This window comes from Pseudomonas sp. FP2254, from assembly GCF_030687695.1.
GTDB classification, from domain to species: Bacteria; Pseudomonadota; Gammaproteobacteria; order Pseudomonadales; family Pseudomonadaceae; genus Aquipseudomonas; species Aquipseudomonas quebecensis.
In genome coordinates this window covers 1,244,427-1,267,446 of record NZ_CP117444.1, presented here as the reverse complement: position 1 = coordinate 1,267,446, position 23,020 = coordinate 1,244,427, and the positions used below count along the sequence as shown (strand labels likewise).

22 protein-coding genes are annotated in these 23,020 nt (G+C 62.0%); 11 read left to right on the top strand and 11 right to left on the bottom strand.

What is annotated here, in order from left to right; genetic code table 11:
• Nucleotides 1-16: 16 nt before the first annotated feature.
• The 9 genes from PSH94_RS05585 (at nt 17) to PSH94_RS05545 (ending at nt 9,876) form a co-directional block, all read left to right on the top strand.
• On the top strand, nt 17-772 hold the full coding sequence (locus PSH94_RS05585; protein WP_027604598.1) for a DeoR/GlpR family transcriptional regulator: 756 nt from the start codon (nt 17-19) through the stop codon (nt 770-772).
• Nucleotides 773-1,047: 275 nt separating this feature from the next.
• Nucleotides 1,048-2,586 carry a glycerol-3-phosphate dehydrogenase gene (glpD, locus tag PSH94_RS05580; RefSeq protein WP_181080527.1) on the top strand — a complete coding sequence of 513 codons (1,539 nt, stop codon included), beginning with the start codon at nt 1,048-1,050 and terminating at the stop codon, nt 2,584-2,586.
• Nucleotides 2,587-2,954: 368 nt separating this feature from the next.
• Complete coding sequence (locus tag PSH94_RS05575) at nt 2,955-3,881, top strand: glutamate/aspartate ABC transporter substrate-binding protein (RefSeq protein ID WP_305436748.1); 927 nt, start codon at nt 2,955-2,957, stop codon at nt 3,879-3,881.
• Between the two features lie 194 nt (nt 3,882-4,075).
• The gene (locus PSH94_RS05570; protein ID WP_181080525.1) at nt 4,076-4,822 is read left to right on the top strand and encodes an amino acid ABC transporter permease; all 747 of its coding nucleotides are present in this window, start codon (nt 4,076-4,078) and stop codon (nt 4,820-4,822) included.
• A complete protein-coding gene (locus tag PSH94_RS05565; protein ID WP_181080524.1) occupies nt 4,822-5,493 on the top strand; it encodes an ABC transporter permease subunit in 672 nt (223 codons plus the stop codon). The genes PSH94_RS05570 and PSH94_RS05565 overlap by 1 nt, the downstream gene beginning before the upstream one ends.
• Entirely contained in the window at nt 5,490-6,224 is a 735-nt protein-coding gene (locus tag PSH94_RS05560) for an amino acid ABC transporter ATP-binding protein (RefSeq protein WP_042560754.1), read from the top strand. The genes PSH94_RS05565 and PSH94_RS05560 overlap by 4 nt, the downstream gene beginning before the upstream one ends.
• A gap of 78 nt (nt 6,225-6,302) precedes the next feature.
• On the top strand, nt 6,303-8,204 hold the full coding sequence (locus PSH94_RS05555) for a sensor histidine kinase (RefSeq protein WP_181080523.1): 1,902 nt from the start codon (nt 6,303-6,305) through the stop codon (nt 8,202-8,204).
• A 53-nt stretch (nt 8,205-8,257) separates the two neighbouring features.
• Complete coding sequence (locus PSH94_RS05550) at nt 8,258-9,538, top strand: sigma-54 dependent transcriptional regulator (protein WP_305437717.1); 1,281 nt, start codon at nt 8,258-8,260, stop codon at nt 9,536-9,538.
• Nucleotides 9,538-9,876, top strand: coding sequence for a GlpM family protein (locus tag PSH94_RS05545; RefSeq protein ID WP_253510736.1), 339 nt, complete (start codon nt 9,538-9,540; stop codon nt 9,874-9,876). Before PSH94_RS05550 ends, PSH94_RS05545 begins: the two co-directional genes overlap by 1 nt.
• A 63-nt stretch (nt 9,877-9,939) precedes the next feature.
• Here PSH94_RS05545 and PSH94_RS05540 read toward each other — a convergent pair whose 3' ends face one another.
• The 6 genes from PSH94_RS05540 to PSH94_RS05515 all read right to left on the bottom strand — a co-directional run bounded on the left by PSH94_RS05540 (nt 9,940) and on the right by PSH94_RS05515 (nt 17,246).
• Nucleotides 9,940-11,337 (bottom strand): sigma-54 dependent transcriptional regulator, encoded by a 1,398-nt coding sequence (locus PSH94_RS05540; protein ID WP_181080520.1) that lies wholly within the window; start codon nt 11,335-11,337, stop codon nt 9,940-9,942.
• Nucleotides 11,327-13,096 carry a HAMP domain-containing sensor histidine kinase gene (locus PSH94_RS05535; protein WP_266248136.1) on the bottom strand — a complete coding sequence of 590 codons (1,770 nt, stop codon included), beginning with the start codon at nt 13,094-13,096 and terminating at the stop codon, nt 11,327-11,329. The genes PSH94_RS05540 and PSH94_RS05535 overlap by 11 nt, the downstream gene beginning before the upstream one ends.
• A complete protein-coding gene (locus tag PSH94_RS05530; protein ID WP_305436745.1) occupies nt 13,093-14,220 on the bottom strand; it encodes a GNAT family N-acetyltransferase in 1,128 nt (375 codons plus the stop codon). The genes PSH94_RS05535 and PSH94_RS05530 overlap by 4 nt, the downstream gene beginning before the upstream one ends.
• Nucleotides 14,221-14,309: 89 nt before the next feature.
• A complete protein-coding gene (locus tag PSH94_RS05525) occupies nt 14,310-15,164 on the bottom strand; it encodes a carboxylesterase (RefSeq protein WP_305436743.1) in 855 nt (284 codons plus the stop codon).
• A complete protein-coding gene (locus PSH94_RS05520) occupies nt 15,161-16,555 on the bottom strand; it encodes an aspartate aminotransferase family protein (protein ID WP_181080516.1) in 1,395 nt (464 codons plus the stop codon). Before PSH94_RS05520 ends, PSH94_RS05525 begins: the two co-directional genes overlap by 4 nt.
• On the bottom strand, nt 16,548-17,246 hold the full coding sequence (locus PSH94_RS05515) for an MtnX-like HAD-IB family phosphatase (protein ID WP_181080515.1): 699 nt from the start codon (nt 17,244-17,246) through the stop codon (nt 16,548-16,550). The genes PSH94_RS05520 and PSH94_RS05515 overlap by 8 nt, the downstream gene beginning before the upstream one ends.
• Nucleotides 17,247-17,475: 229 nt before the next feature.
• Between PSH94_RS05515 and PSH94_RS05510 the strand changes: the two genes are divergently transcribed.
• Nucleotides 17,476-18,246 carry a MipA/OmpV family protein gene (locus PSH94_RS05510; protein ID WP_305436741.1) on the top strand — a complete coding sequence of 257 codons (771 nt, stop codon included), beginning with the start codon at nt 17,476-17,478 and terminating at the stop codon, nt 18,244-18,246.
• A 63-nt stretch (nt 18,247-18,309) separates the two neighbouring features.
• On the opposite strand, the gene PSH94_RS05505 is transcribed toward PSH94_RS05510, so the two are convergent.
• From PSH94_RS05505 to PSH94_RS05485, 5 genes are all read right to left on the bottom strand, one after another.
• Nucleotides 18,310-18,714 (bottom strand): EamA family transporter, encoded by a 405-nt coding sequence (locus PSH94_RS05505; RefSeq protein ID WP_181080513.1) that lies wholly within the window; start codon nt 18,712-18,714, stop codon nt 18,310-18,312.
• Complete coding sequence (locus PSH94_RS05500; RefSeq protein ID WP_181080512.1) at nt 18,711-19,091, bottom strand: EamA family transporter; 381 nt, start codon at nt 19,089-19,091, stop codon at nt 18,711-18,713. Before PSH94_RS05500 ends, PSH94_RS05505 begins: the two co-directional genes overlap by 4 nt.
• Nucleotides 19,088-20,008, bottom strand: a complete 921-nt coding sequence (locus PSH94_RS05495; protein WP_181080511.1) for an arginase — start codon at nt 20,006-20,008, stop codon at nt 19,088-19,090. Before PSH94_RS05495 ends, PSH94_RS05500 begins: the two co-directional genes overlap by 4 nt.
• 183 nt (nt 20,009-20,191) lie before the next feature.
• Nucleotides 20,192-20,845, bottom strand: a complete 654-nt coding sequence (locus PSH94_RS05490) for a DsbA family oxidoreductase (protein ID WP_305436739.1) — start codon at nt 20,843-20,845, stop codon at nt 20,192-20,194.
• A gap of 54 nt (nt 20,846-20,899) precedes the next feature.
• Nucleotides 20,900-21,919, bottom strand: coding sequence for an alpha/beta fold hydrolase (locus tag PSH94_RS05485; protein ID WP_181080509.1), 1,020 nt, complete (start codon nt 21,917-21,919; stop codon nt 20,900-20,902).
• A 182-nt stretch (nt 21,920-22,101) separates the two neighbouring features.
• On the opposite strand from PSH94_RS05485, the gene metR reads away from it, so the two are divergent.
• The gene (gene metR, locus PSH94_RS05480; protein WP_305436737.1) at nt 22,102-23,019 is read left to right on the top strand and encodes a transcriptional regulator MetR; all 918 of its coding nucleotides are present in this window, start codon (nt 22,102-22,104) and stop codon (nt 23,017-23,019) included.
• The last annotated feature ends 1 nt before the right edge of the window (nt 23,020 follow it).

Genomic DNA, 23,020 nt, shown 5'->3' with positions numbered 1-23,020 from the left:
GCCCAAAGGACGCCCCATGAATCTGCCTCCCCGCCAGCAACAAATCCTCGAACTGGTCCGCGAGCGCGGCTACGTCAGTATCGAGGAAATGGCGCAGTTGTTCGTTGTCACCCCGCAAACCATCCGCCGCGATATCAACCAACTGGCGGACGCCAATCTGCTGCGCCGCTACCACGGCGGCGCGGCCTATGACTCCAGCGTCGAAAACACTGCGTACGCCATGCGTGCCGATCAGATGCGCGATGAAAAACAACGCATCGGCGAAGCCATCGCCGCCCAGATCCCCGATCACGCCTCGCTGTTCATCAATATCGGCACCACCACCGAATCCATTGCCCGTGCGCTGCTGAACCACAACCATCTGAAAATCATCACCAACAACCTCAACGTTGCCACCATGCTCAGCGCCAAGGACGACTTCGACGTGCTGCTCACCGGCGGCAATGTGCGACGCGACGGCGGCGTGGTGGGCCAGGCAAGCGTGGATTTCATCAATCAGTTCAAGGTCGACTTCGCGCTGGTGGGCATCAGCGGCATCGACGAGGACGGCAGCCTGCTGGACTTCGATTACCAGGAAGTGCGCGTGTCCCAGGCGATCATCGCCAATGCGCGGCAAGTGATACTGGCGGCGGATTCCAGCAAATTCGGGCGCAATGCCATGATTCGCCTGGGGCCAATCAGCCTGGTGGATTGCCTGGTAACTGATCAGGAGCCGGTGCCGGCGCTGGTGCAGTTGCTGAATCAGCATAAGGTTAGGCTGGAAGTCGTGTAGGGCCTTTATTGATGCTATCGGGGCAAGCCCCCTCCCACACTTTGATGTGTAAAACCATTCAAATGTGGGAGGGGGCTTGCCCCCGATAGCTATCAATACTCGCTGAAACATCTCGAGCCTTAAACGGGCCAATGTTCACAAATTTTCCTTTCCTCGCCCTTCGATGAGTTTTTTCAATCGAAGTCGGGTGGCTGTGCCCGCGTTTATCAGCTACCATTTTCGCAAATGAACATTAATGTTCGAATTCCAATACGAAAAGATCGCGAGGCCAGCCGATGAACCCTTCTACCTTGCCTGCTCCACCGCTTGCCGAAGTCTATGACGTTGCCGTGATCGGTGGCGGGATCAATGGCGTCGGCATTGCAGCAGACGCAGCCGGTCGCGGGCTGTCGGTATTCCTTTGCGAAAAGGATGACCTGGCCAGCCACACATCTTCCGCCAGCAGTAAGTTGATCCACGGCGGCCTGCGCTACCTCGAGCATTACGAATTCCGCCTGGTGCGTGAAGCCCTGGCCGAACGCGAAGTGCTGCTGGCCAAGGCGCCGCACATCGTCAAGCAAATGCGTTTTGTCCTGCCGCACCGCCCGCACCTGCGCCCGGCGTGGATGATTCGTGCCGGGCTGTTCCTCTATGACCACCTGGGCAAGCGCGAAAAACTCGCGGGCTCCAAGAGCCTGAAGTTCGGCCCGGACAGCCCGCTGAAAAGCGAAATCACCAAGGGTTTCGAGTATTCCGACTGCTGGGTCGACGATGCCCGACTGGTAGTGCTCAACGCCATGGCCGCCCGTGAAAAAGGCGCCCATATCCACACTCAGACCCGTTGCATCAGCGCCCATCGCAGCAAGGGCCTGTGGGAAATGAACATGGAACGTGCCGACGGCAGCCTGTTCTCGATCCGCGCGCGTGCGTTGGTGAATGCTGCCGGCCCATGGGTGGCCAAGTTCATCAAGGACGACCTGAAACTGGATTCGCCCTACGGTATTCGTCTGATTCAGGGCAGCCACCTGATCGTGCCAAAACTGTACGAAGGCGCGCACGCCCACATCCTGCAGAACGAAGACCAGCGTATCGTCTTCACTATTCCTTACCTGAACCACTTGACCATCATCGGCACCACCGACCGCGAATACACCGGCGACCCGGCGAAAGTGGCGATCACCGAGGGCGAAACCGACTACATGCTTCAAGTGGTCAACGCTCACTTCAAGAAGCAACTGAGCCGCGATGACATCGTGCACACCTACTCCGGCGTGCGCCCGCTGTGCAACGACGAGTCGGACAATCCGTCGGCAATTACCCGCGACTACACCCTGGCACTGTCCGGGGGCACCGGCGAGGCGCCTATCCTGTCCGTGTTCGGTGGCAAGCTGACCACTTACCGCAAGCTCGCCGAATCGGCCATGGCCCAACTGGCGCCGTACTTCACGCAGATGCGCCCGAGCTGGACCGCCACGGCCAGCCTGCCGGGCGGCGAAGACATGAGCACGCCCGAAGCGCTGGCCGAGGCGATTCGCGCCAGGTTCGACTGGGTGCCGAGCGAGATTGCGCGTCGCTGGTCCACCACCTACGGCAGCCGCACCTGGCGCCTGCTGGAGGGCGTGCAATCCCTGGCCGACCTGGGCGAGCACTTGGGCGGTGGCCTGTACACCCGCGAAGTCGACTACCTGTGCGCTGAAGAATGGGCCACCCAGGCCCATGACATCCTGTGGCGCCGGACTAAGCTCGGCCTGTTCACCACCGAACAGGAACAGGAAGGCGTACGGCGTTACCTCTCCAAGGTTGAGCAGAACCGCAGCAAGATCGAAGCGGCCTGATGACCGCGCTGTACTGAGCGAGCTTGCTCGCTCCCCCCGGAACGCCGCGTTTATTCGGAATAAACGCGGCGTTTTTGCAGTGCTCACGTAGGAATTCGTACCCGGGCCACTGCAGGACCATTCGGATTTCCGAACGCCACACCCCGAGCTATTCGGTTTGCCGGATCGCAGCGCTGGAAAAAACCTGTCATACAAACTTAATCTTTATGTAAATCATATATTTAAGCTTTTGTTTCGAGCCTGGCACGACTCATGCTCTACACTCTTGGACGATTGCCGAGACGCCTCAGGAGCCGTCACGGACATTCGCTGTACAAGAGAGCCGTTTAGCTGGCTTCATAAAAAAAACAAATGTCGAGGAAGTATTGATGCGCATCGTTCCCCATATCCTGGGCGCAGCTATCGCTGCTGCTCTGATCAGCACTCCAGTTTTTGCCGCCGAACTCACCGGCACTCTGAAGAAAATCAACGACTCCGGCACCATCACCCTCGGGCACCGCGACAGCTCCATCCCGTTTTCCTATATCGCGGATGGTTCGGGCAAACCTGTGGGCTACTCCCACGACATTCAGCTGGCCATCGTTGAAGCCCTGAAAAAAGACCTGAACAAACCCGATCTGCAGGCCAAGTACAACCTGGTAACTTCGCAGACCCGTATTCCACTGGTTCAGAACGGCACCGTCGACATCGAGTGCGGTTCCACCACCAACAACGCCGAACGCGCCCAACAAGTCGCCTTCACCACCAACATCTTCGAAATCGGCACGCGCCTGCTGGTCAAGAAGGACAAGGACGGCAAGCCAAGCTACGCCGACTTCGCCGACCTTAAAGGCAAGAACGTGGTAACCACCGCCGGTACCACGTCCGAGCGCATCATCAAGTCGATGAACGCCGACAAGCAGATGGGCATGAACGTCATCTCCGCCAAAGACCATGGCGAATCCTTCCAGATGCTCGAAAGTGGTCGCGCGGTAGCGTTCATGATGGACGACGCCCTGCTGGCCGGCGAAGAAGCCAAGGCCAAGAAGCCGGATGACTGGGTCATCACCGGTACCCCACAGTCTTTCGAAGCCTACGCCTGCATGGTCCGCAAAGACGATCCAGCGTTCAAGAAAGCCGTGGATGACGCCATCATCGGCCTGTATAAATCCGGTGAGATCAACAAGATCTACGCCAAATGGTTCGAAAGCCCGGTTCCACCAAAAGGCCTGAACCTCAACTTCCCGATGAGCGACAAGGTCAAGGAACTGATTAAGAACCCGACCGATAAGCCGGCTCCGGAAGTAAAGATCTAAAAGCTGACTAACCTTATCTCCTGAGGGAGCCAACCCTCCCTCAGGCGTCTGCTACTACCTGCTGGTTTTAACTTGGAACACTCGACCTGGCGGTTTTCGAGCCGATCGCGTGTGCCTGGCGTTCAACGTCAGGCGGGAATGGATTTTCCCCAAGCGGGTGCTTGTACATCGATCGATTTCGAGGGGAGACCCTAATGAATTACAACTGGGACTGGGGCGTGTTCTTCAAGTCCACCGGCGTGGGCAGCGAGACCTATCTCGACTGGTACATCGCCGGTTTGGGCTGGACCATCGCCATCGCTGTCGTGGCATGGATCATCGCTTTGCTGCTGGGCTCCATTCTGGGGGTCATGCGCACCGTGCCGAACCGTTTGGTATCGGGCATCGCGACCTGCTACGTGGAGCTGTTCCGCAACGTACCGCTGCTGGTGCAGCTGTTCATTTGGTACTTTCTGGTGCCCGACCTGCTGCCGCAGAACCTGCAGGACTGGTACAAGCAGGACCTGAACCCGACCACCTCGGCCTACCTGAGCGTCGTCGTGTGCCTGGGCCTGTTCACCGCCGCCCGTGTGTGCGAGCAAGTGCGCACCGGTATCCAGGCGCTGCCGCGTGGCCAGGAATCCGCCGCGCGCGCCATGGGCTTCAAGCTGCCGCAGATCTACTGGAACGTGCTGCTGCCCCAGGCCTACCGCATCATCATTCCGCCGCTCACCTCGGAATTCCTCAACGTGTTCAAGAACTCCTCCGTGGCGTCCTTGATCGGCCTGATGGAACTGCTGGCGCAAACCAAACAGACCGCCGAGTTCTCGGCCAACCTGTTCGAAGCCTTCACCCTGGCCACGCTGATCTACTTCACCCTGAACATGAGCCTGATGCTGCTGATGCGCCTGGTCGAGAAGAAAGTCGCAGTGCCCGGCCTGATCTCCGTGGGGGGTAAATAATGGAACTCGATTTCAGCGGCATCATCCCCGCCATACCGGGCCTGTGGAACGGCATGGTCATGACCTTGAAGCTGATGGTCATGGGCGTGGTGGGCGGCATTATCCTGGGCACGCTCCTCGCGCTGATGCGCCTGTCGTCCAGTAAACTGCTGTCGCGGCTGGCCGGCGCCTATGTGAACTATTTCCGCTCGATCCCCCTGTTGCTGGTGATTACCTGGTTCTACCTCGCGGTACCGTTCGTGCTGCGCTGGATCACCGGAGAAGACACCCCGATCGGTGCGTTCACCTCCTGCGTCGTGGCCTTCATGATGTTCGAAGCCGCGTACTTCTGTGAAATCGTGCGGGCCGGCGTGCAGTCGATCCCCAAGGGCCAGATGGCGGCGGCGCAGGCGATGGGCATGACCTATGGCCAGACCATGCGCCTGATCATCCTGCCCCAGGCGTTCCGCAAGATGACCCCGTTGCTGCTGCAACAGTCGATCATCCTGTTCCAGGACACCTCGCTGGTCTACACCGTGGGCCTGGTGGACTTCCTCAACTCCGCCCGCTCCAACGGCGACATCATCGGCCGCTCCAATGAGTTCCTGATCTTCGCCGGTGTCGTCTACTTCATCATCAGCTTTTCCGCCTCGCTGCTGGTCAAGCGTCTGCAAAAAAGGTTTGCCGTATGATCTCTATCAAGAACATCAACAAGTGGTATGGCGACTTCCAGGTGCTGACCGATTGCAGCACCGAGGTTAAAAAAGGCGAAGTGATCGTGGTGTGCGGGCCGTCCGGCTCGGGCAAATCCACCCTGATCAAGTGCGTGAATGCGCTGGAACCGTTCCAGAAAGGCGACATCGTCGTCGATGGCACCTCCATCGCCGACCCGAAGACCAACCTGCCGAAACTGCGCTCGCGCGTCGGTATGGTGTTCCAGCACTTCGAGCTGTTCCCGCACCTGACCATCACCGAAAACCTGACCATCGCGCAGATCAAGGTGCTCGGCCGTAGCAAGGAAGAGGCCACCAAGAAAGGCCTGCAACTGCTTGAGCGCGTCGGCCTGTCGGCACACGCCCACAAGCACCCTGGCCAGCTCTCCGGTGGCCAGCAGCAACGTGTGGCGATTGCCCGCGCCCTGGCCATGGACCCGATCGTCATGCTGTTCGACGAACCGACCTCGGCGTTGGACCCGGAAATGGTCAACGAAGTGTTGGACGTGATGGTGCAGTTGGCCCAGGAAGGCATGACCATGATGTGCGTGACCCACGAAATGGGCTTCGCGCGTAAAGTGGCCGACCGCGTGATCTTCATGGACGCCGGCAAGATCATCGAAGACTGCCCGAAGGAAGAGTTCTTCGGCGACATCAGCGCCCGCTCGGAGCGCGCGCAGCACTTCCTCGAGAAAATCCTGCAGCACTAAGCAATTAAGCCCGAGCCAGTGTGGGAGGGGGCAAGCCCCCTCCTACATGGCAGCTCTGGTTGACCCAAGGCATCTGTGATGAAATGCGACCCCAACCAATTTCGCGCCGCACCGCCATCACTTGCCGTGAAACCTCGTCTGATTCGCCAGTTGTTCCTGCCGCCGTTGATCATCGCCCTGATGGTCGGCCTGGGTTACATCGGCTTCTGGATCAGCGAGTACTATGGCATCCGCACCCTCAGTGACAATGGCGAGCGCCAACTGGAACTGCATGCCCGCACCGTCGAAAGCGAGATCAGCAAGTACACCTACCTGCCCAGTCTGCTGGAGCTGGAAACCAGCGTCTCCACACTGCTGGCCGATCCGAATCAGGAAACCCGCAAAGCCGTCAACGAATACCTCGAAGGCCTGAACCGTCGCAGCCGCAGCCGCGCCATCTACGTGATGGACACCACTGGCCGCGTGCTCGCCACCAGTAATTGGCGCGATGCCGACAGTTACCAGGGTGAAGACCTGTCTTTCCGCGCCTATTTCCAGAACGCCGTGCGCGGTCAGCCCGGCCGTTTCTACGGCATCGGCAGCACCAACGGCGAGCCCGGCTATTACCTCGCCCATGGCCTGGAAGAGCACGGCAAGATCATCGGCGTCGCCGTGGTCAAAGTGCGCCTCGAAGCCCTCGAAGAACGCTGGCAGCGCGCGCGCCTCGAAGCATTCGTGAGCGACGAGAACGGCATCATCATCCTCTCCAGCGACCCGGCCCGCCGTCTCAAGGCCGTGCGCCCCCTGAGCGATGAGGTCAAGGAACGCCTGGCCCACAGCCTGCAATACTACTGGGCCACCTTGAACGAGCTGGAGCCCCTGGCCCGCGAGCGTTTGAAGGAAGGCACCGAAAAACTGACCTTCCCGGCCAACAGCGAAGTGGTCAATGACGAGCACGCCGTCAGCTACCTGGCGCAGACTCGTCCGCTCAACGACACACCGTGGAGCTTTACCCTGCTCACCCCGCTCAACGACCTGCGTCGCGCGGCCATCAACCAGGGCATCCTGGTGGCAGTGGCCTTCGGCCTGGTCGCCTTCCTGCTGATCGCCTGGAACGAGCGACGCAAGGTCATCGCCACCCGCCTCGCCGCGCGGGAAGCCTTGCAGGAAGCCAACAGCCAGCTGGAGCGCAGGATTGCCGAACGCACCACCGACCTGCGCGCCAGCAACGAACGGCTCAAGGGTCAGATCCGCGAACGGCGCCAGGCCGAAGAAACCCTGCGCCGTGCCCAGGATGAACTGGTACAGGCCGGCAAACTCGCGGCCATCGGCCAAATGTCCACCAGCATCGCCCATGAACTCAACCAGCCATTGGCAGCGCTGCGCACGTTGTCCGGCAACACTGTGCGTTTTCTTGAGCGCGGCGCGCTGGACACCGCCAGCGCCAACCTCAAGACGATCAACGAACTTATCGACCGCATGGGCCGCATCACCGCCAGCCTGCGCTCCTTTGCCCGGCGCGGTGATGACCAGGGCGAGGCCAGCCTGGCCAAAGCGGTGGACGCCGCGTTCCAGGTGCTGGGCGCGCGTCTGGACAACTTGCCGCTGACCCTGCACCGAGACTTCGCCGACGCTGCCTTGCAGATCGATCAGACCCGCCTGGAGCAGATCCTGGTCAACCTGATCGGCAACGCCCTTGACGCCATGCAGGCGCAACCGGCCCCCGAACTGTGGCTGGAAGGCAGCGGCAGCGAGGGCAAGTACCGCCTGCAGGTGCGCGACAATGGCCACGGCATCGACCCCGAGGCGCGCAAGCATTTGTTCGAACCGTTCTTTACCACCAAACCCGGCGAACAGGGCCTGGGCCTGGGCCTGACCCTGTCGGCCAGCCTGGCGGCCGCCACGGGTGGCAACCTCGCCGTGGAGCATCCGGCCAGCGGTGGTACGGCCTTTGTCCTGAGCCTGCCGTTGGCGGGCGCTCAACCCACTGAGTCGACATGAATACAGACCGCAACGACCTCACCGTCCTGATCGTCGAAGACGACCCCCATGTGCTGCTCGGTTGCCAGCAGGCCCTGGCGCTGGAGGACATCACCAGCGTGGGCGTGGGCAGCGCCGAGGAAGCCTTGAAGCGCGTCGGCGAGAACTTCGCCGGCATTGTCATCAGCGATATTCGCCTGCCGGGCATCGACGGCCTGGAGCTGCTCACCCGCCTCAAGGCGCTGGATAAAAGCCTGCCGGTGGTGCTGATCACCGGGCATGGCGATATTTCCATGGCCGTCGGCGCAATGCGCAACGGCGCCTATGACTTCATGGAAAAACCCTTCTCCCCCGAACGCCTGGTGGACGTCGCCCGACGCGCCCTGGAGCAGCGCGGGCTGGCGCGGGAAGTCTGGGCGCTGCGTCGTCAACTGGCCGAGCGCGACTCCCTGGAAGGCCGCATCATCGGGCGCTCGCCGGCCATGCAGAGCCTGCGCGAGCTGATCGCCAACGTCGCCGACACGTCGGCCAACGTGCTGATCGAAGGCGAAACCGGTACCGGCAAGGAACTGGTCGCCCGTTGCCTGCACGATTTCAGCCGGCGTCACGCCCACCAATTTGTCGCCCTGAACTGCGGTGGCCTGCCGGAAAACCTCTTCGAAAGCGAGATTTTCGGCCACGAGGCCAATGCCTTCACCGGCGCGGGCAAGCGACGCATCGGCAAGATCGAACACGCCCACGAAGGCACGCTGTTTCTCGATGAAGTGGAAAGCATGCCGATCAACCTGCAGATCAAATTACTGCGGGTCCTGCAGGAACGCACCCTGGAACGGCTGGGGTCCAACCAGAGCGTGGCGGTGGATTGCCGGGTCATTGCGGCCACTAAATCCGATCTGGACGAACTGAGCCGCGCCGGTCAGTTTCGCAGCGATCTGTATTACCGCCTCAACGTGGTGACCCTGGAGCTGCCGCCCCTGCGCGAGCGCCGCGAAGACATCCTGCAACTGTTCGAACATTTCCTGCAGCAGTCGTCCCTGCGCTTCGACCGCACAGCGCCGGAGCTGGACAACCAGACCCTGTCCAGCCTGATGAGCCACGACTGGCCCGGCAATGTCCGCGAACTGCGCAACGTCGCCGAACGCTTCGCCCTGGGCCTGCCCGCGTTCAAGAAAAGCGGCACCGGCAGCGGCGGCCAGGGGTTGGCCTTTACCGAGGCGGTGGAAGCCTTTGAACGCAACCTGCTGATGGACGCCCTGCAACGCAGCGGCGGCAACCTCACACAGGCCAGCCTGGAATTGGGGATGGCCAAGACCACACTGTTCGACAAGGTCAAAAAATACGGGTTGAGCCACTGATGGATCTGTTTCTGAAGGCCGCCCTGGGCGCGGCGGTGGTGCTGATACTGGCCGCGCTGGCCAAGACCAAAAACTATTACATCGCCGGGCTGGTGCCGCTGTTCCCGACCTTTGCGCTGATCGCCCACTACATCGTCGGCAAAGGCCGTTCGGTGGAAGACTTGAAGACCACCATCCTGTTCGGCATGTGGTCGATCATTCCGTACTTTGTGTACCTGGCTGCGTTGTATGTGATGGTGGACCGAATGCGCCTGGAAGCTTCTTTAGCCGTGGCGGCGCTGGCTTGGCTGATGGCCGCCACAATCCTGGTGAGCATCTGGGTACGCCTCCATACCTGACCGGACTCGGTCAAAAACTGTGGGAGGGGGCTTGCCCCCTCCCACAGTTTTATCCCGGTTGAGTCAACGGACGATCTTGTCGACCTGGATGCCCAGCTTCTTCAGCCGATACCAGAAGCTTCTCTCGGAAATCCCGATCTTGGCCGCCGCCGCGGCCTGCACGCCGTTGCTCTCCTGCAACGCCGCAAGGATGTAGGCTTTCTCGACCTCGGCCAGCGCCGCATCCAGGTCCTGGGGAATGCCCGGTCCGTCGCTGAGAATCGTCGTCACGCCGCCCTCGCTCGGCTTGGACGCAAACAGATAACCCGGCAAATCAATGTCTTCGATCACCGGCGTGGCGGCCACAATGGTCGCGCGTTCCACGCAGTTCTGCAGTTCACGGATATTGCCCGGCCAGTGATAAGCCGCCATGGCCTGCAACGCCTCAGGGCTGAAGCCGGTGATCCGCTTGCCCGCCGTGGCGCTCAGGGTCTGGGCGAAATGCCGGGCCAGGGGTGCGATGTCTTCCACCCGCTCGCGCAGGGCCGGCAGCGGGATCGGGAACACATTGAGGCGGTAATACAGGTCTTCGCGAAACTCCTTGTTGGCCACCGCCTCCAGCAGGTTTTTATTGGTGGCGGCGATTACGCGCACGTCCACCTTGCGCTCGCGCGGGTCACCCACCGGCTCGATCACCCGCTCCTGCAAGGCGCGCAGGATCTTGGCCTGCAACGCCAGGGGCATATCGCCCACTTCATCCAGAAACAGCGTGCCCTTGTCCGCCTGCTGGAAGCGCCCGACCCGGTCCGACACCGCGCCGGTGAACGCGCCCTTGCGATGCCCGAACATCTCGCTCTCCAGCAGGCCTTCGGGAATCGCCGCGCAGTTGACCGCCACGAAGGGTTGGTCGGCACGGCTACCGTGCTTGTGGATGGCGCGGGCCACCATTTCCTTGCCGGTGCCGCTCTCGCCGGTCAGCAGGATGGTGGCGCTGCTGTCACGCACGGAATCCACCGCCTGCAGCACCTTGCGAAACGCCGGGCTGTCGCCCACCAGGCTATCGAACTGCGCGTGTTCGTCCAGCTCGGCGCGCAGGCGTGCGTTGTCGCGCAGGATGTCGCGAAACTGCAGAGCCTTGGCCACGGTGATGTCCAGTTCGTCGATATCGAACGGCTTGGCGATGTAGTCATAAGCGCCGTTGCGCATCGACTGCACGGCGTTTTTTACCGTGCTGTAGGCGGTCATCACGATCACCGGCACCTGGGGATAGCGCGTCTTGATTTCCGCCAGCAATGCCGGCCCGTCCATGCCCGGCATGCGCCAGTCGCTGATCACCAGGTCGATGTCTTCCTGCTCCAGCACCTTGAGCGCGTGCAGGCCGTTGCCGGCGGTGAACACCTGGATGCCATTCTGGCCCAGGGCCGACGAGAGCAAATCACAGAGTTTGGGCTCGTCGTCGACCACCAATACGTTATGCGTCATGACTGTCCTCCTCGTCTTCGCCCCGCGCCGGAATGTACAGGCTGAACGTGGCGCCGGCCTCTTTCTCACTTGTGCATTCAATGCTGGCGTCGTGACTTTCCATGATCGAATAGACCTTGGCCAGGCCCAGCCCGGTGCCGGAGGCCTTGGTGGTGACGAACGGCGTAAAGATACGCTCGATCATCTCGGCAGGAATGCCTTGGCCGCTGTCGGCAATGCTGATGACCGTATTCTCGCCGACGCTGCGGATGCCCAGGGTCAAACGCCCGCCGTCGGGCATGGCGTCGATGGCGTTGATAATCAGGTTGAGGCAGGCCTGCTTGAGTTGCCGGGCGTCGGCATACAGCGTCGCGCCCGGCGCCTGGTCGTCGATCTGCGCATCGATGTTATGGGTGGCCAGCTCCGGCGCGCAGAAGCCGAGGATCTCCTCCACCAGCGCCCGCGCCGGCTGCACCACGCGCAGCGGCGGGTTGGGCTTGGCGAAGTCGAGGAATTCGGTGATCAGGTCATTGATGCGGCTGACTTCGCTGATCACGTATTCAAGGTGGCGCTTGTCGGCGGCCGGCAGGTCGGCGCGACGGTGCAGCAACTGGGTGGCGGTCTTGATGATGCCCAATGGGTTGCGGATCTCGTGAGCCAGGCCCATGGCGACTTCGCCCAGCGCGTGCAGGCGGTCGCGGCGACGCAACTGGGCTTCGAGCTGGTGCAATTCGCCCAGGCGCTCGGTCATGTGATTGAAGGTGCTGCTCAACTGCGCCAGTTCATCGCCGCCGCTGACCTCGACGCGGTGTGCGTAATCGCCGGAGATCACCGCGCTCACGCCCTGGGACAGATCCCGCAGCGGCCGGGTCAGGCGCCGCGACACCAGCACCCCGGCGGCCAGTGACAGCGCCGAGCTGAGCAGGAAGATCAGCACGAACAGGTTGCTCTGGTTGACCAGCCCCACCAGGCTGGTGTGGCGCAGCAACCCGCTGAAAATCACGCCTTGCAACTCGCCGGCATCGTTGAAGATCGGCCAGTACAGCCCGCTGTAGTTATGGGTGAACTGCTCGCTGGGTTGGCGCGTGCTGCGCATCGCCGCCTCGACATCCTTGGGGATGCGCGAGGGGTGATCCTCGAAACGCTGGGTCGAGAAAATCTCCGAGAACCCTTCCGGGTTGGCCAGGTACAGCCGCAGGTCGAGGGAATGCACATCGGCCACGCTGGTGAGGAAGCTGCTGTCCAGGTAGGTGCCGACCAGCAGCACGTAATCCACGCCGTCCTGGGTGGTCTCGAAGGTCGAGACCACGATGCCGGTGGACACGCCGCCCACCTGCACGGTCTGCAAGACGGTGTTCCTGGCCAGGCTGATCTGTTTGACGATGTCGTCGGCGGCAGTGCTGAACACCGGTTTGTTGTCACTGACGCGAATCAGCGCGACCACATCGATGTCGGTGGCATCGGCAATGTCCGCCGTCAGCCGGTCGTGCTTGGCCGCCTGTCTGCTCGCGGGCGGGCTGGTGTAGCGCAGGAACAGCTTGGCCATGCGCGCGTTGTCGTGAAGGATATCGCCGATCTCGTCCTTGACGATCTTGGTCGACTCCTGCAGCCAGATGCGCACGTTGCTGTCGAAAATTTCCGACAGTGTGGTGGCGGCCAGCTCCGCCGCAATCATGGTGGGGATCACACTGACCAACCAGAACGCCAGCACCAGCTTGCGCTGGACACTCCAGCGCGAAATGGCAAACGGACGGGCTTTCTGGCGGGTCTTGGTGATCATCGGGATTCGCTTATTGCAGCAGCCATGGCAGGGTCGGAACGATCCGGTCGGATAAACAGTTTTACCAGCGCGAGCAGACCGTTGACCAGGCGGTTACGGTGCCGGAAGAACACCTGATTGCCCTGGAACTTGCAGCCCAGGCGCAGCTTACTGGCATAGCCGGCCTGCCCGCACTCGTACGCTGCAATTTTGTGTTGAATACAGTAGTCGACATTGGTCAGCCAACTGCGAAAGTACAGGTTGTAGTCGCGGGTGAACGCAACGTCATGCCCGAAGAACTTGTCCACCAGCCGATGTTCGTCCATCAGGATCAGGTTGAACGCCACCAATTGCTCCTCGACCCAGTACAGCACACAGACCGCGCGGCCTTCGAGGCGTTCGAGCACGCCGGTGAAGTAGCTGGCGGGCAAGCGTTCGAACTGCAACTCGGCGCGGGTAAGCGTGGCTTCGTACAGCCTCATGACCTCGGGCAGCACATCATCGATATTGTCCCGCCACTCGACACGCGGCCCCGGCGCGCGCAGCTTGCGGCGCAGGTCCTTGCGCGTGGATTTGCCCAACGAACCGAGGTAGGCGTCCACCGAGCCATAGGGCAGCGGCAGCACGCCAGTAGGCAGGCTCGGCATACTCTGGAAACCGGCGGCGCGGCAGCTTTCGCGCCAGTGCGGGTCGTGGCTGGGGGCATCCTTGACCGCCAGCAGGCCGATGCCGAGGTCATCGGCGTCCTGTCGGGCGGCCTGCAGCAGATGCGTGAGCACCAGCGGGCGGCGCACCTGCGGTACCTCGCTGGCAAACCCGACGTCGCAGCGCTCGGCCAGCGGCGAGCCCAAGGCATACAACCCCAGCTGCAACGCTCCCGGCCACAGGCGTTGCAGGCGCGTGGTCAAGCGCTTGCCGACGCCGGACACGGTGGTGTCGAGACGGTAATGGGTAATAAAGGCCGGCGCCACGGCCACCAGCGTTCCATTGTCGTACACGGCCAGGTAGCGCCATTGGAAATCCTCGACGGCGGCGTTTTCCACGGCGACGTAATAGTCCCAATCTTCAAGCGCACCGGGAAAACAATCGTTCCAGGCACTGCGCTGCAGAGCCCGGATGGTTGCAAAGGCTTGGGTGGTGATCACGTGTTCCCCTTTTTTGGCTGAGGATCTGGTTGGGTCAGTTCGAGTGGTGAGCAGGCTTGCCACAGAGCCCGCTCAGCACATCCGTCGCGTTAACCACAACACGCCAACACATCGTCGGTCGCCCGTTCGCGGATAAAAGCGGCGCTCAGTTCGATCACACGCCGGTATTGCAGGTCGACGGTGATCATGTGGTAGCAGTCGTCCAGCAGGATCTTGGTCACCGGTCCGCCCAGGTAGCGCTCGACGTAGTCGGCGTTCCAGCGGCTGGTGATGTCGTCTTCGATCGAATGCAGCACGAGCGCCGGGACGTTGATCGACGGCATGCGTTTCTTCACCACGGCGTTCATCCAGTGCAACTCGCGCACCGTCACCCCTTCCATGGTCAATAACCCCGCCTCGCTGCTTTCACCCTCCTTCATCTGCCGCTCGACGATTGCCCGTAACCGTTGGTTCTTGATGCCGTAGGGCGGCTTTTCAGTAAACCGGAACAGGCGCACGCCGAACGGGATGCGGATCAGCAACGGCGTGATGAACGCCATTTTGCTGATGCTCCAGCCGTCGTACTTAAGGGTGGTGGAATACATCAGCAGCCCGGCGACCTGGCCCGGATGCTCCGAAGCCAGGTACATCGACATCACCGCGCCCATGGACAAGCCACCGACGAACACTTGCCCATGCCGCTGGCGCACCTGCACGAAGGTCTTGCGCACGCCTTCGTACCAGTCGCGCCAGCCGGTGGCCTGCAAGTCGCTGTTGCCGCCGCAGTGTCCGGCCAGGGTCGGCACGTACACCGTGCACGTACCGTCCCTGGCCAGGCCCTTGGCGACCTGGCGCAATTCATTCGGGGTGCCGGTCAGGCCGTGGATCAACAGGACCCCGACCGGACCGTTGCCGAGCACGAAACCGGCATCACCTTTACCGAGGTCGAACCCGTGACCGTTCACCGCTTGGTCGCCCGTACCAGCAGTTGTTCCAGCAGCTTGAGGCCCAGTTCGATTTCCGGGTAGCTGATTTCCAGGGACGGCGCCAGGGTGATCACGTTTTTGTAGTAACCGCCCACGTCGAGGATCAGGCCGAGTTTCTGCCCGTCGACCACCATATCGCCCTTCATGCCTTCCTCGACCATGTAGTCCAGGGTCGCCTTGTCCGGGGTGAATCCATCCGGACCGCAGATTTCGCAGCGCAGGGCCAGGCCCAGGCCGTCCACGTCGCCGATGATCGGGAAACGCTTCTGCAAATCCTGCAAACCTTCAAGGAAGAACTTGCCCTTGGCCATGACCATCGCGCCGTAGTCGACTTCGTTGGTCATCTTGAACATTTCCAGACCCACCGCCGTGCCCAGCGGGTTGGAGGCGAAGGTGGAGTGGGTCGAGCCTGGCGGGAAGATCTTCGGGTTGATCAACTCTTCGCGAGCCCAGATGCCGCCCAGGGGGTTGAGCCCGTTGGTCAGCGCCTTGCCGAACACGATCACATCCGGCTGCACGTCGAAGTGTTCGATCGACCACAGCTTGCCGGTGCGGTAGAAGCCCATCTGGATTTCATCGGACACCAGCAGAATGCCGTGCTGATCCAGTACCTGCTTGAGTTCGCGGTAAAAGTTCATCGGCGGGATCACATAGCCGCCGGTGCCCTGGATCGGTTCGACGTAGAACGCGGCGTATTCGCTCTGGCCGACTTTCGGGTCCCACACGCCGTTGTATTCGGTCTCGAACAGCCGCGCGAATTGCTGCACGCAGTGGCTGCCATACTCTTCCTTGGTCATGCCCTTGGGGCCGCGGAAGTGGTAAGGGAACGGGATGAACTGCGCACGCTCGCCGAAGTGGCCATAGCGGCGACGGTAGCGGTAGCTGGAAGTGATCGACGAGGCGCCGAGGGTGCGCCCGTGATAGCCGCCTTCGAAGGCGAACATCAAACTCTTGCCGTTGGTGGCGTTACGCACCACCTTCAGGGAGTCTTCAATCGATTGCGAACCGCCGACGTTGAAGTGCACGCGGCCGTCGAGGCCGAATTTGTTCTTGGCGTCGACGGCGATCATTTCCGACAACTCGATCTTGCCCTTGTGCAGGTACTGGCTGGCGATCTGCGGCAGGGTATCGATCTGCTGTTTCAGCGCATTGTTCAGGCGCGGGTTGGCGTAGCCGAAGTTGACCGCCGAGTACCACATTTGCAGGTCGAGGTAGGCCTGGTCTTCGGTGTCCCACACGTAGGAACCTTCACAGCGGCTGAAAATGCGCGGCGGCTCGATGTAATGGACGGTATCGCCGTAGGAGCAGTACTTGGCCTCTTTGTCCAGAAGCACCTGGTCTTCGGCGGTTGCGATGCGGATATCAGACATGATGGAAGAGTTCCTGGGAGTCAGTAGCGAAGGAGGAGGTATTGGCGGCAATGCTCTGCGGGAGCCGCGCCAGCAATGCCGTCACTTCGGCAAAGGTGTCGAAGCGCGCATGGGGGATGGCGTTGGCGACGCAGTACTCGGCGAGGCTGCCCTTGGCGAACACGAAGTCAGCGGTGGAGGCCACGCACATGTCGGACTTGCCGTCGCCGATCACCAGCACCCGCTTGTTGCGCGGGGTGGATTTGCACTTGCAGTTGCCGGACGCGGCGCGGCAGGCATCGCTTGAATAGGGAAAGTCGATGCGCCAGCTGTTCTGGTCGACCTGGCGCAGGCGGTTGGCGAGGATCGGCAGCAAGGTCACATAGTTGCGCGACAGAATCCGCGCGATGCCTTGCTCGATGCCGTCGCTGACCACGTCCAGACTCGCCCCCAGGCCGAGTACGTGATCGACGAAATCCGGAAAATCCGGGTCGATCTCGACGCTGTCGAAGTACGCCAGCAATTCGCTGGGCGTGGCCTTGATCAGCGCCAGTTGGCGGCTCAGGCATTCGCGTGAACCGATATGCCCGTCCAGCCATTGCTGCTCGATGGTTTCCCACTCGGGGCCGGCGAAGCGTTGGAGGACGTTGTCGATGACATCGGTGGGCGTGATGGTCCCGTCGAAGTCACACACGATATGCCAGTCAATCATCTGCGTTTACCTTGAAGAGGGCGCGCTGCATGCGCTTGCCCAAGGGGTAGAGCAGAGACTGTGCCAAGTGGCCATCACCCCGTGCAGCCGGGGCTTTGCTCGGGGTGCGGGGCTCATATGTGTCGTGACAGCTACAATTTTTGTAGCTTGCTACAAACAACATGAGTGCTTGCACGGCCACCGTGCTTTGCGCGTTCATGCGCGGGTATTCAATCAAGGAACAGTGACCATGTTGAGGATCACCTGCGCGGCACTCGCCGGTTTGCTTGGCCTGTGGGGCGTTTCCAATACCGCGTTGGCCGACGGCATCAGGGGTGAAGTCGGCGCCGGCCTGAGTTATCAGCCCCACGACCCGACCGGCAGCCGCTACGAAACGCGACCCGTGCCCTATGTGGATCTGGACTGGGGCAATGTCAGCCTGAGCACCGACGACGGCCTGACCTGGAGCGCGTTGGACACCCACGGTTTCAGCGCCGGGCCGTATATCAATTACCTGCAGGGGCGTACGTCCAACGGCTCGCTGCAGGGGTTGCGCAACGTGTCGGACATGGCCGAGGTCGGTGGCTTCGTGCAATACGCACCGGCTGACTTCTGGCGGGTTTACGCGCAGTTGGGCCAGGCCGTCGGCGGCGGCCACTCCCAGAGCGGCACATTGGGCAAGCTGGGTGGCGAACTGGGCTACCCGCTGGGCGGTGGGATCATCGGCAGCAGCGGCCTGGTGGCGCATTTTGCCGACGCGCGCCAAGCCAATACGTTTTTCGGCGTGGACGACCACGAGGCCGCCGCCACCGGTTTTCGCCCGTATAACGCCAGCGGCGGTTTCCAGAATGTAACGCTGACCCAGAGCTTTGAATTTCCCCTGGCGCCTCACTGGTCGCTGTTGACCAGCGCCAGCTGGGTGCACCTGGTGGGTTCGGCGGCGAACAGCAGCATCGTCAAGCAGACTGGCGATGTGAACCAGGGTCAGGTGCAAACGGCGATCAGCTACAAGTTCGATTGATCCACTGTGGGAGGGGCTTGCCCCTCCCACCCATGAACATCGGGGGGCCAAGCCCCTCGACCATCAGTTCTCTTCGCCTTCGGCCAGCAGGGCGATGCCACCGATGATCACTGCAACCCCCACCCAGTGCAGCGGGCTGATATGTTCCCCCAGACCCAGCCACGACCCCAGCAGCACCACCACGAACACCAGTGAACTCAGGGGAAAGGCCAGTGACAAACTGCTGCGCCGCAGGATCAGCATCCACACGAAAAACGCGCCGATGTAGCAGGCAATCGCCGCCAGGATGCCGGGGTTATGCGCGACTTCCACCAGCCACTGCCAATTGAAATCCATCTGCCCCAACTGATCGCCGGCGATCTTGGTAAACAGCTGGCCGGCACTCTCGGTGCAGATCAACAAGGCCCACAGCACCACCGTGCCCAGGCGTTCGTGCAGCCAACCGGCATTGACGTTTTGCGTACTCATGCCTGCCCTCCTCCAATCGCCACCAACATCACCCCTAACGTGATCACCAACGTGCCCAGCCAGCGCCGGCGGCTGACGGTTTCGCCCAGCACCAGTTTGCCCGCCAGTACCACGCCGCAGTACGCCAGCGCCGCCGCCGGAAACAGCAGGCTCAGCGGCGCACGGGACAAGGCTTCGAGCCAGACGAAAAACTCGATCACATAGGCGCCGATTCCCGCCCACAACAGCGGCGCATTGAACACCTGGCCCCAGAACGCATTCAGGCGAAAATCGCCCTCCAGTTCGGGCAAACGGTCCAGGCCCATCTTGAAACACAGCTGGCCGATCACATCGAGCACGATGGAAAACGCCACCAGCACCACCACGGTCAGGCTCACGGGAACAATTCCTCGAACAGGTCGATCAGGGCCGCATTGGTGGCGGCATTGCGCTGCAGATCCTCAGGGCTCCAGCGCTCGGCGGGAGGCTGGTCGGACTTGGCCTCCCAACGCTTGAATGCGTTGCTGAACGCCGGCGTGGCGAACTCGCCGCAGACGTCGATGCCGATGATGCGTTTGCGTGCGGCCAAGGCGCGCAGGGCCTGCAGCAAGTGGGTCAGGCGCATGCCGCCCTGGTCCCAGTTGGTGGCTGCGTCTTCGCTGGCCAGCACGTCTTTATCCACTGTGATCCAGACCGCGTCGGTGGGCAGGCTGCTGATCATCTGTTCGAGAAATGCAGTCCAATCCAGCTCGGCCAGGTTGCGCCAATACAAGTGATCTTCGCGCTGCTGATGCCCGGCGCCATCGCCGATCCGCCCCCATACTTTCGACGGCGCATGCTGCCAGGGAAACAGCTGCAACTGCCCGCGCTTGAGCGCAGCGAGGTTGCCGCCGCGCAGTTGCGGGTTATGCAGGTCATCGCTGCACGGGCCGAGGGTGACAATGCGTTTGATCGCCGGCATCTTCAACGCGCGGTTGACCCATGACCCACAGTGGCGCTTGGGCGCCAGGCGCACCCAGTCGGGGTGATTGTCAAAGTGGATCAGGCTGACCGGCTCTTTCAAGTCGGCCAGGAACGCCGGCGTGAGGTGGTGGTAATCGCCGGAGCCGACAAACAGGATCTCCGGCCGCGCGTCCGTGGGCCGCGGCCGCCGGGCCAGGCGTTCGACGAAGCGTTTCCAGGTCTTTTCGGTAGACCAGAGGCGCAGCTTCGGGCCCAGGTCCAACAGATCGATACGCGTCGCCTGCCCGCTGGCCAACCGCCGGGCAATCGGCGCCTGCGCGGTGAGGCTGTGGTCTAGATCGAGAATATTCACGGCAGTGTTCCCCTAAGGCTTTAGGGGGTCAATGCAAGGCGCGGGCCAGCACCTACCCCAAGCACACTGCCAAACCCTGGGGGAGAGGGCTTGCCCTCGCTAGGTGGTTGGGGCGCTACAGGCGCTGACTGACACTCAGCCATCGAATCGTCGCAGCGCCCCTCCCACCTTTGGATATGGGTTCTAGTTTTTGGCCTCGTTGATGATCTGGCGAATCGCCCCCACAAACGCTTCGGCCGGCTGGCCACCGCTCACGGCGTACTGGTCGTTGAACACGATGGTCGGCACCGAACTCACGCCACGGGAAATCCACAGCTGCTCCTGCTCGCGCACGTCGGCGGCGTATTCGTCGCTGGCGAGAATCGCGGCCGCGCGCTGGATATCCAGGCCGACGCTTTCGGCGATGATCGCCAGGGTGGCGTGGTCGGAGGGGTTCTGCTGGTCGGTGAAGTAAGCGTTGAACAACGCTTCCTTGAGGTTGTACTGCAAGCCTTCAAGGCCGGCCCAATGCAGCAGGCGATGCGCATCGAAGGTGTTGTAGATGCGGCTCTGGCCATCGGTGCGAAAGGCAAAGCCCAGCGCCGCGCCCAAATCGCGGATGCGCGCGCGGTTGGCCTGGGACTCTTCGGCGCTGGAGCCGTATTTTTCGGTGATATGTTCGACGATGTTCTGCCCCTCGGCCGGCATGTTCGGGTTGAGTTCGAACGGCTGGAAGTGGATCTCGGCCTGTACCTCGGCGCCCAGTTGGTCCAGAGCGTCGGTCAGGCCGCGCAGGCCGATGATGCACCAGGGGCAGGACACATCGCTGACGAAATCGATTTTCAGGGGGGTACTCATGCTAGGCAACCTCGCAGGCCATATGCGCCACAAAGGTTGCACCATACACCAATGTCACAGCACCTTCGAAGGTGCCACCGGCTCGATGCGTGCCCAGTGCGCGGCATCCTCGCGATGGGCTTGCAGGTACGGCAGCACCGCCATCAGCAGCGGCGCCTTGAACGCTTCCTGGAACCGGTGGGCCATGCCCGGAATCAGCTTTAACTGGCTGCCCTGGATATGCGCCGCCAGATGCACGCCGTGCATCACCGGCAGCAACGGGTCGGCGGTGCCGTGGACCACCAGCGTCGGCACGCGCAGCTGGTTGAGCAACGGCACGCGGCTGGGTTCGGCGAGAATCGCCATGATCTGGCGCTTCACGCCTTCGGGGTTGAACGCACGATCGTAGGACAGCGCCGCCTGGTGCAGCAGGGCCTGGCGGTCGTCCTTGATGTTCGGGCTGCCCAGCGCCGCGAGCAGGTCGGCCTGCTGCTCCAGGGCCACTTCGCGGTTGGGCGCACTGCGCCGCGACAACAACTGCACCAACGCCGCGTTCGGCGCCGGCAGCCCTTCGGCGCCGGAGCTGGTCATGACCAGGGTCAGGCTCTCGACCCGCTGCGGCGCCATGGCAGCCAGGTGCTGGGCGATCATGCCGCCCATGCTTGCGCCCAACACATGAAATTGCTGGATCTGCAAAGCATCCATCAGGCCCAGGGCGTCATCGGCCATATCGGTCAGGGTGTAGGGCGCCGCCACCGGCAGGCCGAGCTTGTAGCGCAATACTTCAAAGGTCAGATTGGCGCTGGCCGGGGTCTGGCGCCAGGTGGACAGCCCGACGTCGCGGTTGTCGTAGCGGATCACCCGAAAGCCCTGCTGACACAGGGCGACCACCACTTCATCCGGCCAGTGGATCAACTGCCCGCCCAGGCCCATCACCAGCAGCAAGGCCGGGTCGGACGCGCGACCGATGCTCTGGTAGGCGAGGCTCACCTGATCCAGGTCGACCGTTTGGGTCGGGACATTGATATCGCAACGAGAGGCCGCAAAAGACGGCAGGCCGAACAGGAAGGCGGCCAGTAACAGCAACACACGCATGAAAAACACCAAAACGCAGAACCCCAGTAGAGCGCGAGTCTGATGAAGTTTGTTCAAGCGCGCTGCCACAGTTCGATGACAGTTTGATGAAGAGTGCCCGATGGTCATGGTCGACAGGTTCTGCAACATGAGCCAAACTCACGCCATTGTACGCCGTCACAAATTATCTTCATGGAGAGCCCGTGCTCGAGATCCGTCACCTCAAGACCCTGCACGCCTTGCGCGAAGCCGACAGCCTGGTGGAAGCCGCCGAGCGCCTGCACCTGACGCAATCGGCGCTGTCCCATCAGTTCAAGGAGCTGGAGGAACGCCTGGGCATGCCGCTGTTCGTGCGCAAGACCAAGCCGCTGCGCTTCACCAGCGCCGGCCTGCGCCTGTTGCAATTGGCCGATGCCACCCTGCCCTTGCTGCGCGGCGCCGAGCGCGATATCGCGCGCCTGGCCGGCGGCACCGCCGGGCGGTTGCACATGGCGATCGAATGCCACAGTTGCTTCCAGTGGCTGATGCCGACCATCGACCAGTTCCGCGACGCCTGGCCGGAAGTCGAGCTGGACCTGGCCTCGGGCTTTGCCTTCGCACCGCTGCCGGCCCTGGCCCGTGGCGACCTGGACCTGGTGGTGACTTCCGACCCGCTGGAACTGCCGGGCATCACCTATGTGCCGTTGTTCACCTACGAGGCGATGCTGGCCGTGGCCAACCAGCATGCGCTGGCGAACAAGTCCTACATCGTGCCGCAAGATCTGCTCAGCGAAACCCTGATCACCTACCCGGTGGAACGCGACCGCCTGGATATTTTCACGCGCTTCCTGGAGCCGGCCGATGTGGAACCGGCCCAGCTCCGCACCTCGGAGCTGACGGTGATGATGATGCAGCTGGTGGCCAGCGGCCGTGGCGTATGCGGCATGCCCCATTGGGCGCTGCACGAATACAGCTCGCGCGGCTACGTGAAGGCCAAGCGCCTGGGTGAGAAGGGTTTGTTCGCAACGCTGTACGCCGGCATCCGCGCCGACATGCTGGATGCGCCGTATATGCGCGACTTCCTGCTGACGGCCAAGGACACGTCGTTTTCTACGTTGGACGGCGTGAGTGCGGTGCGCTGAG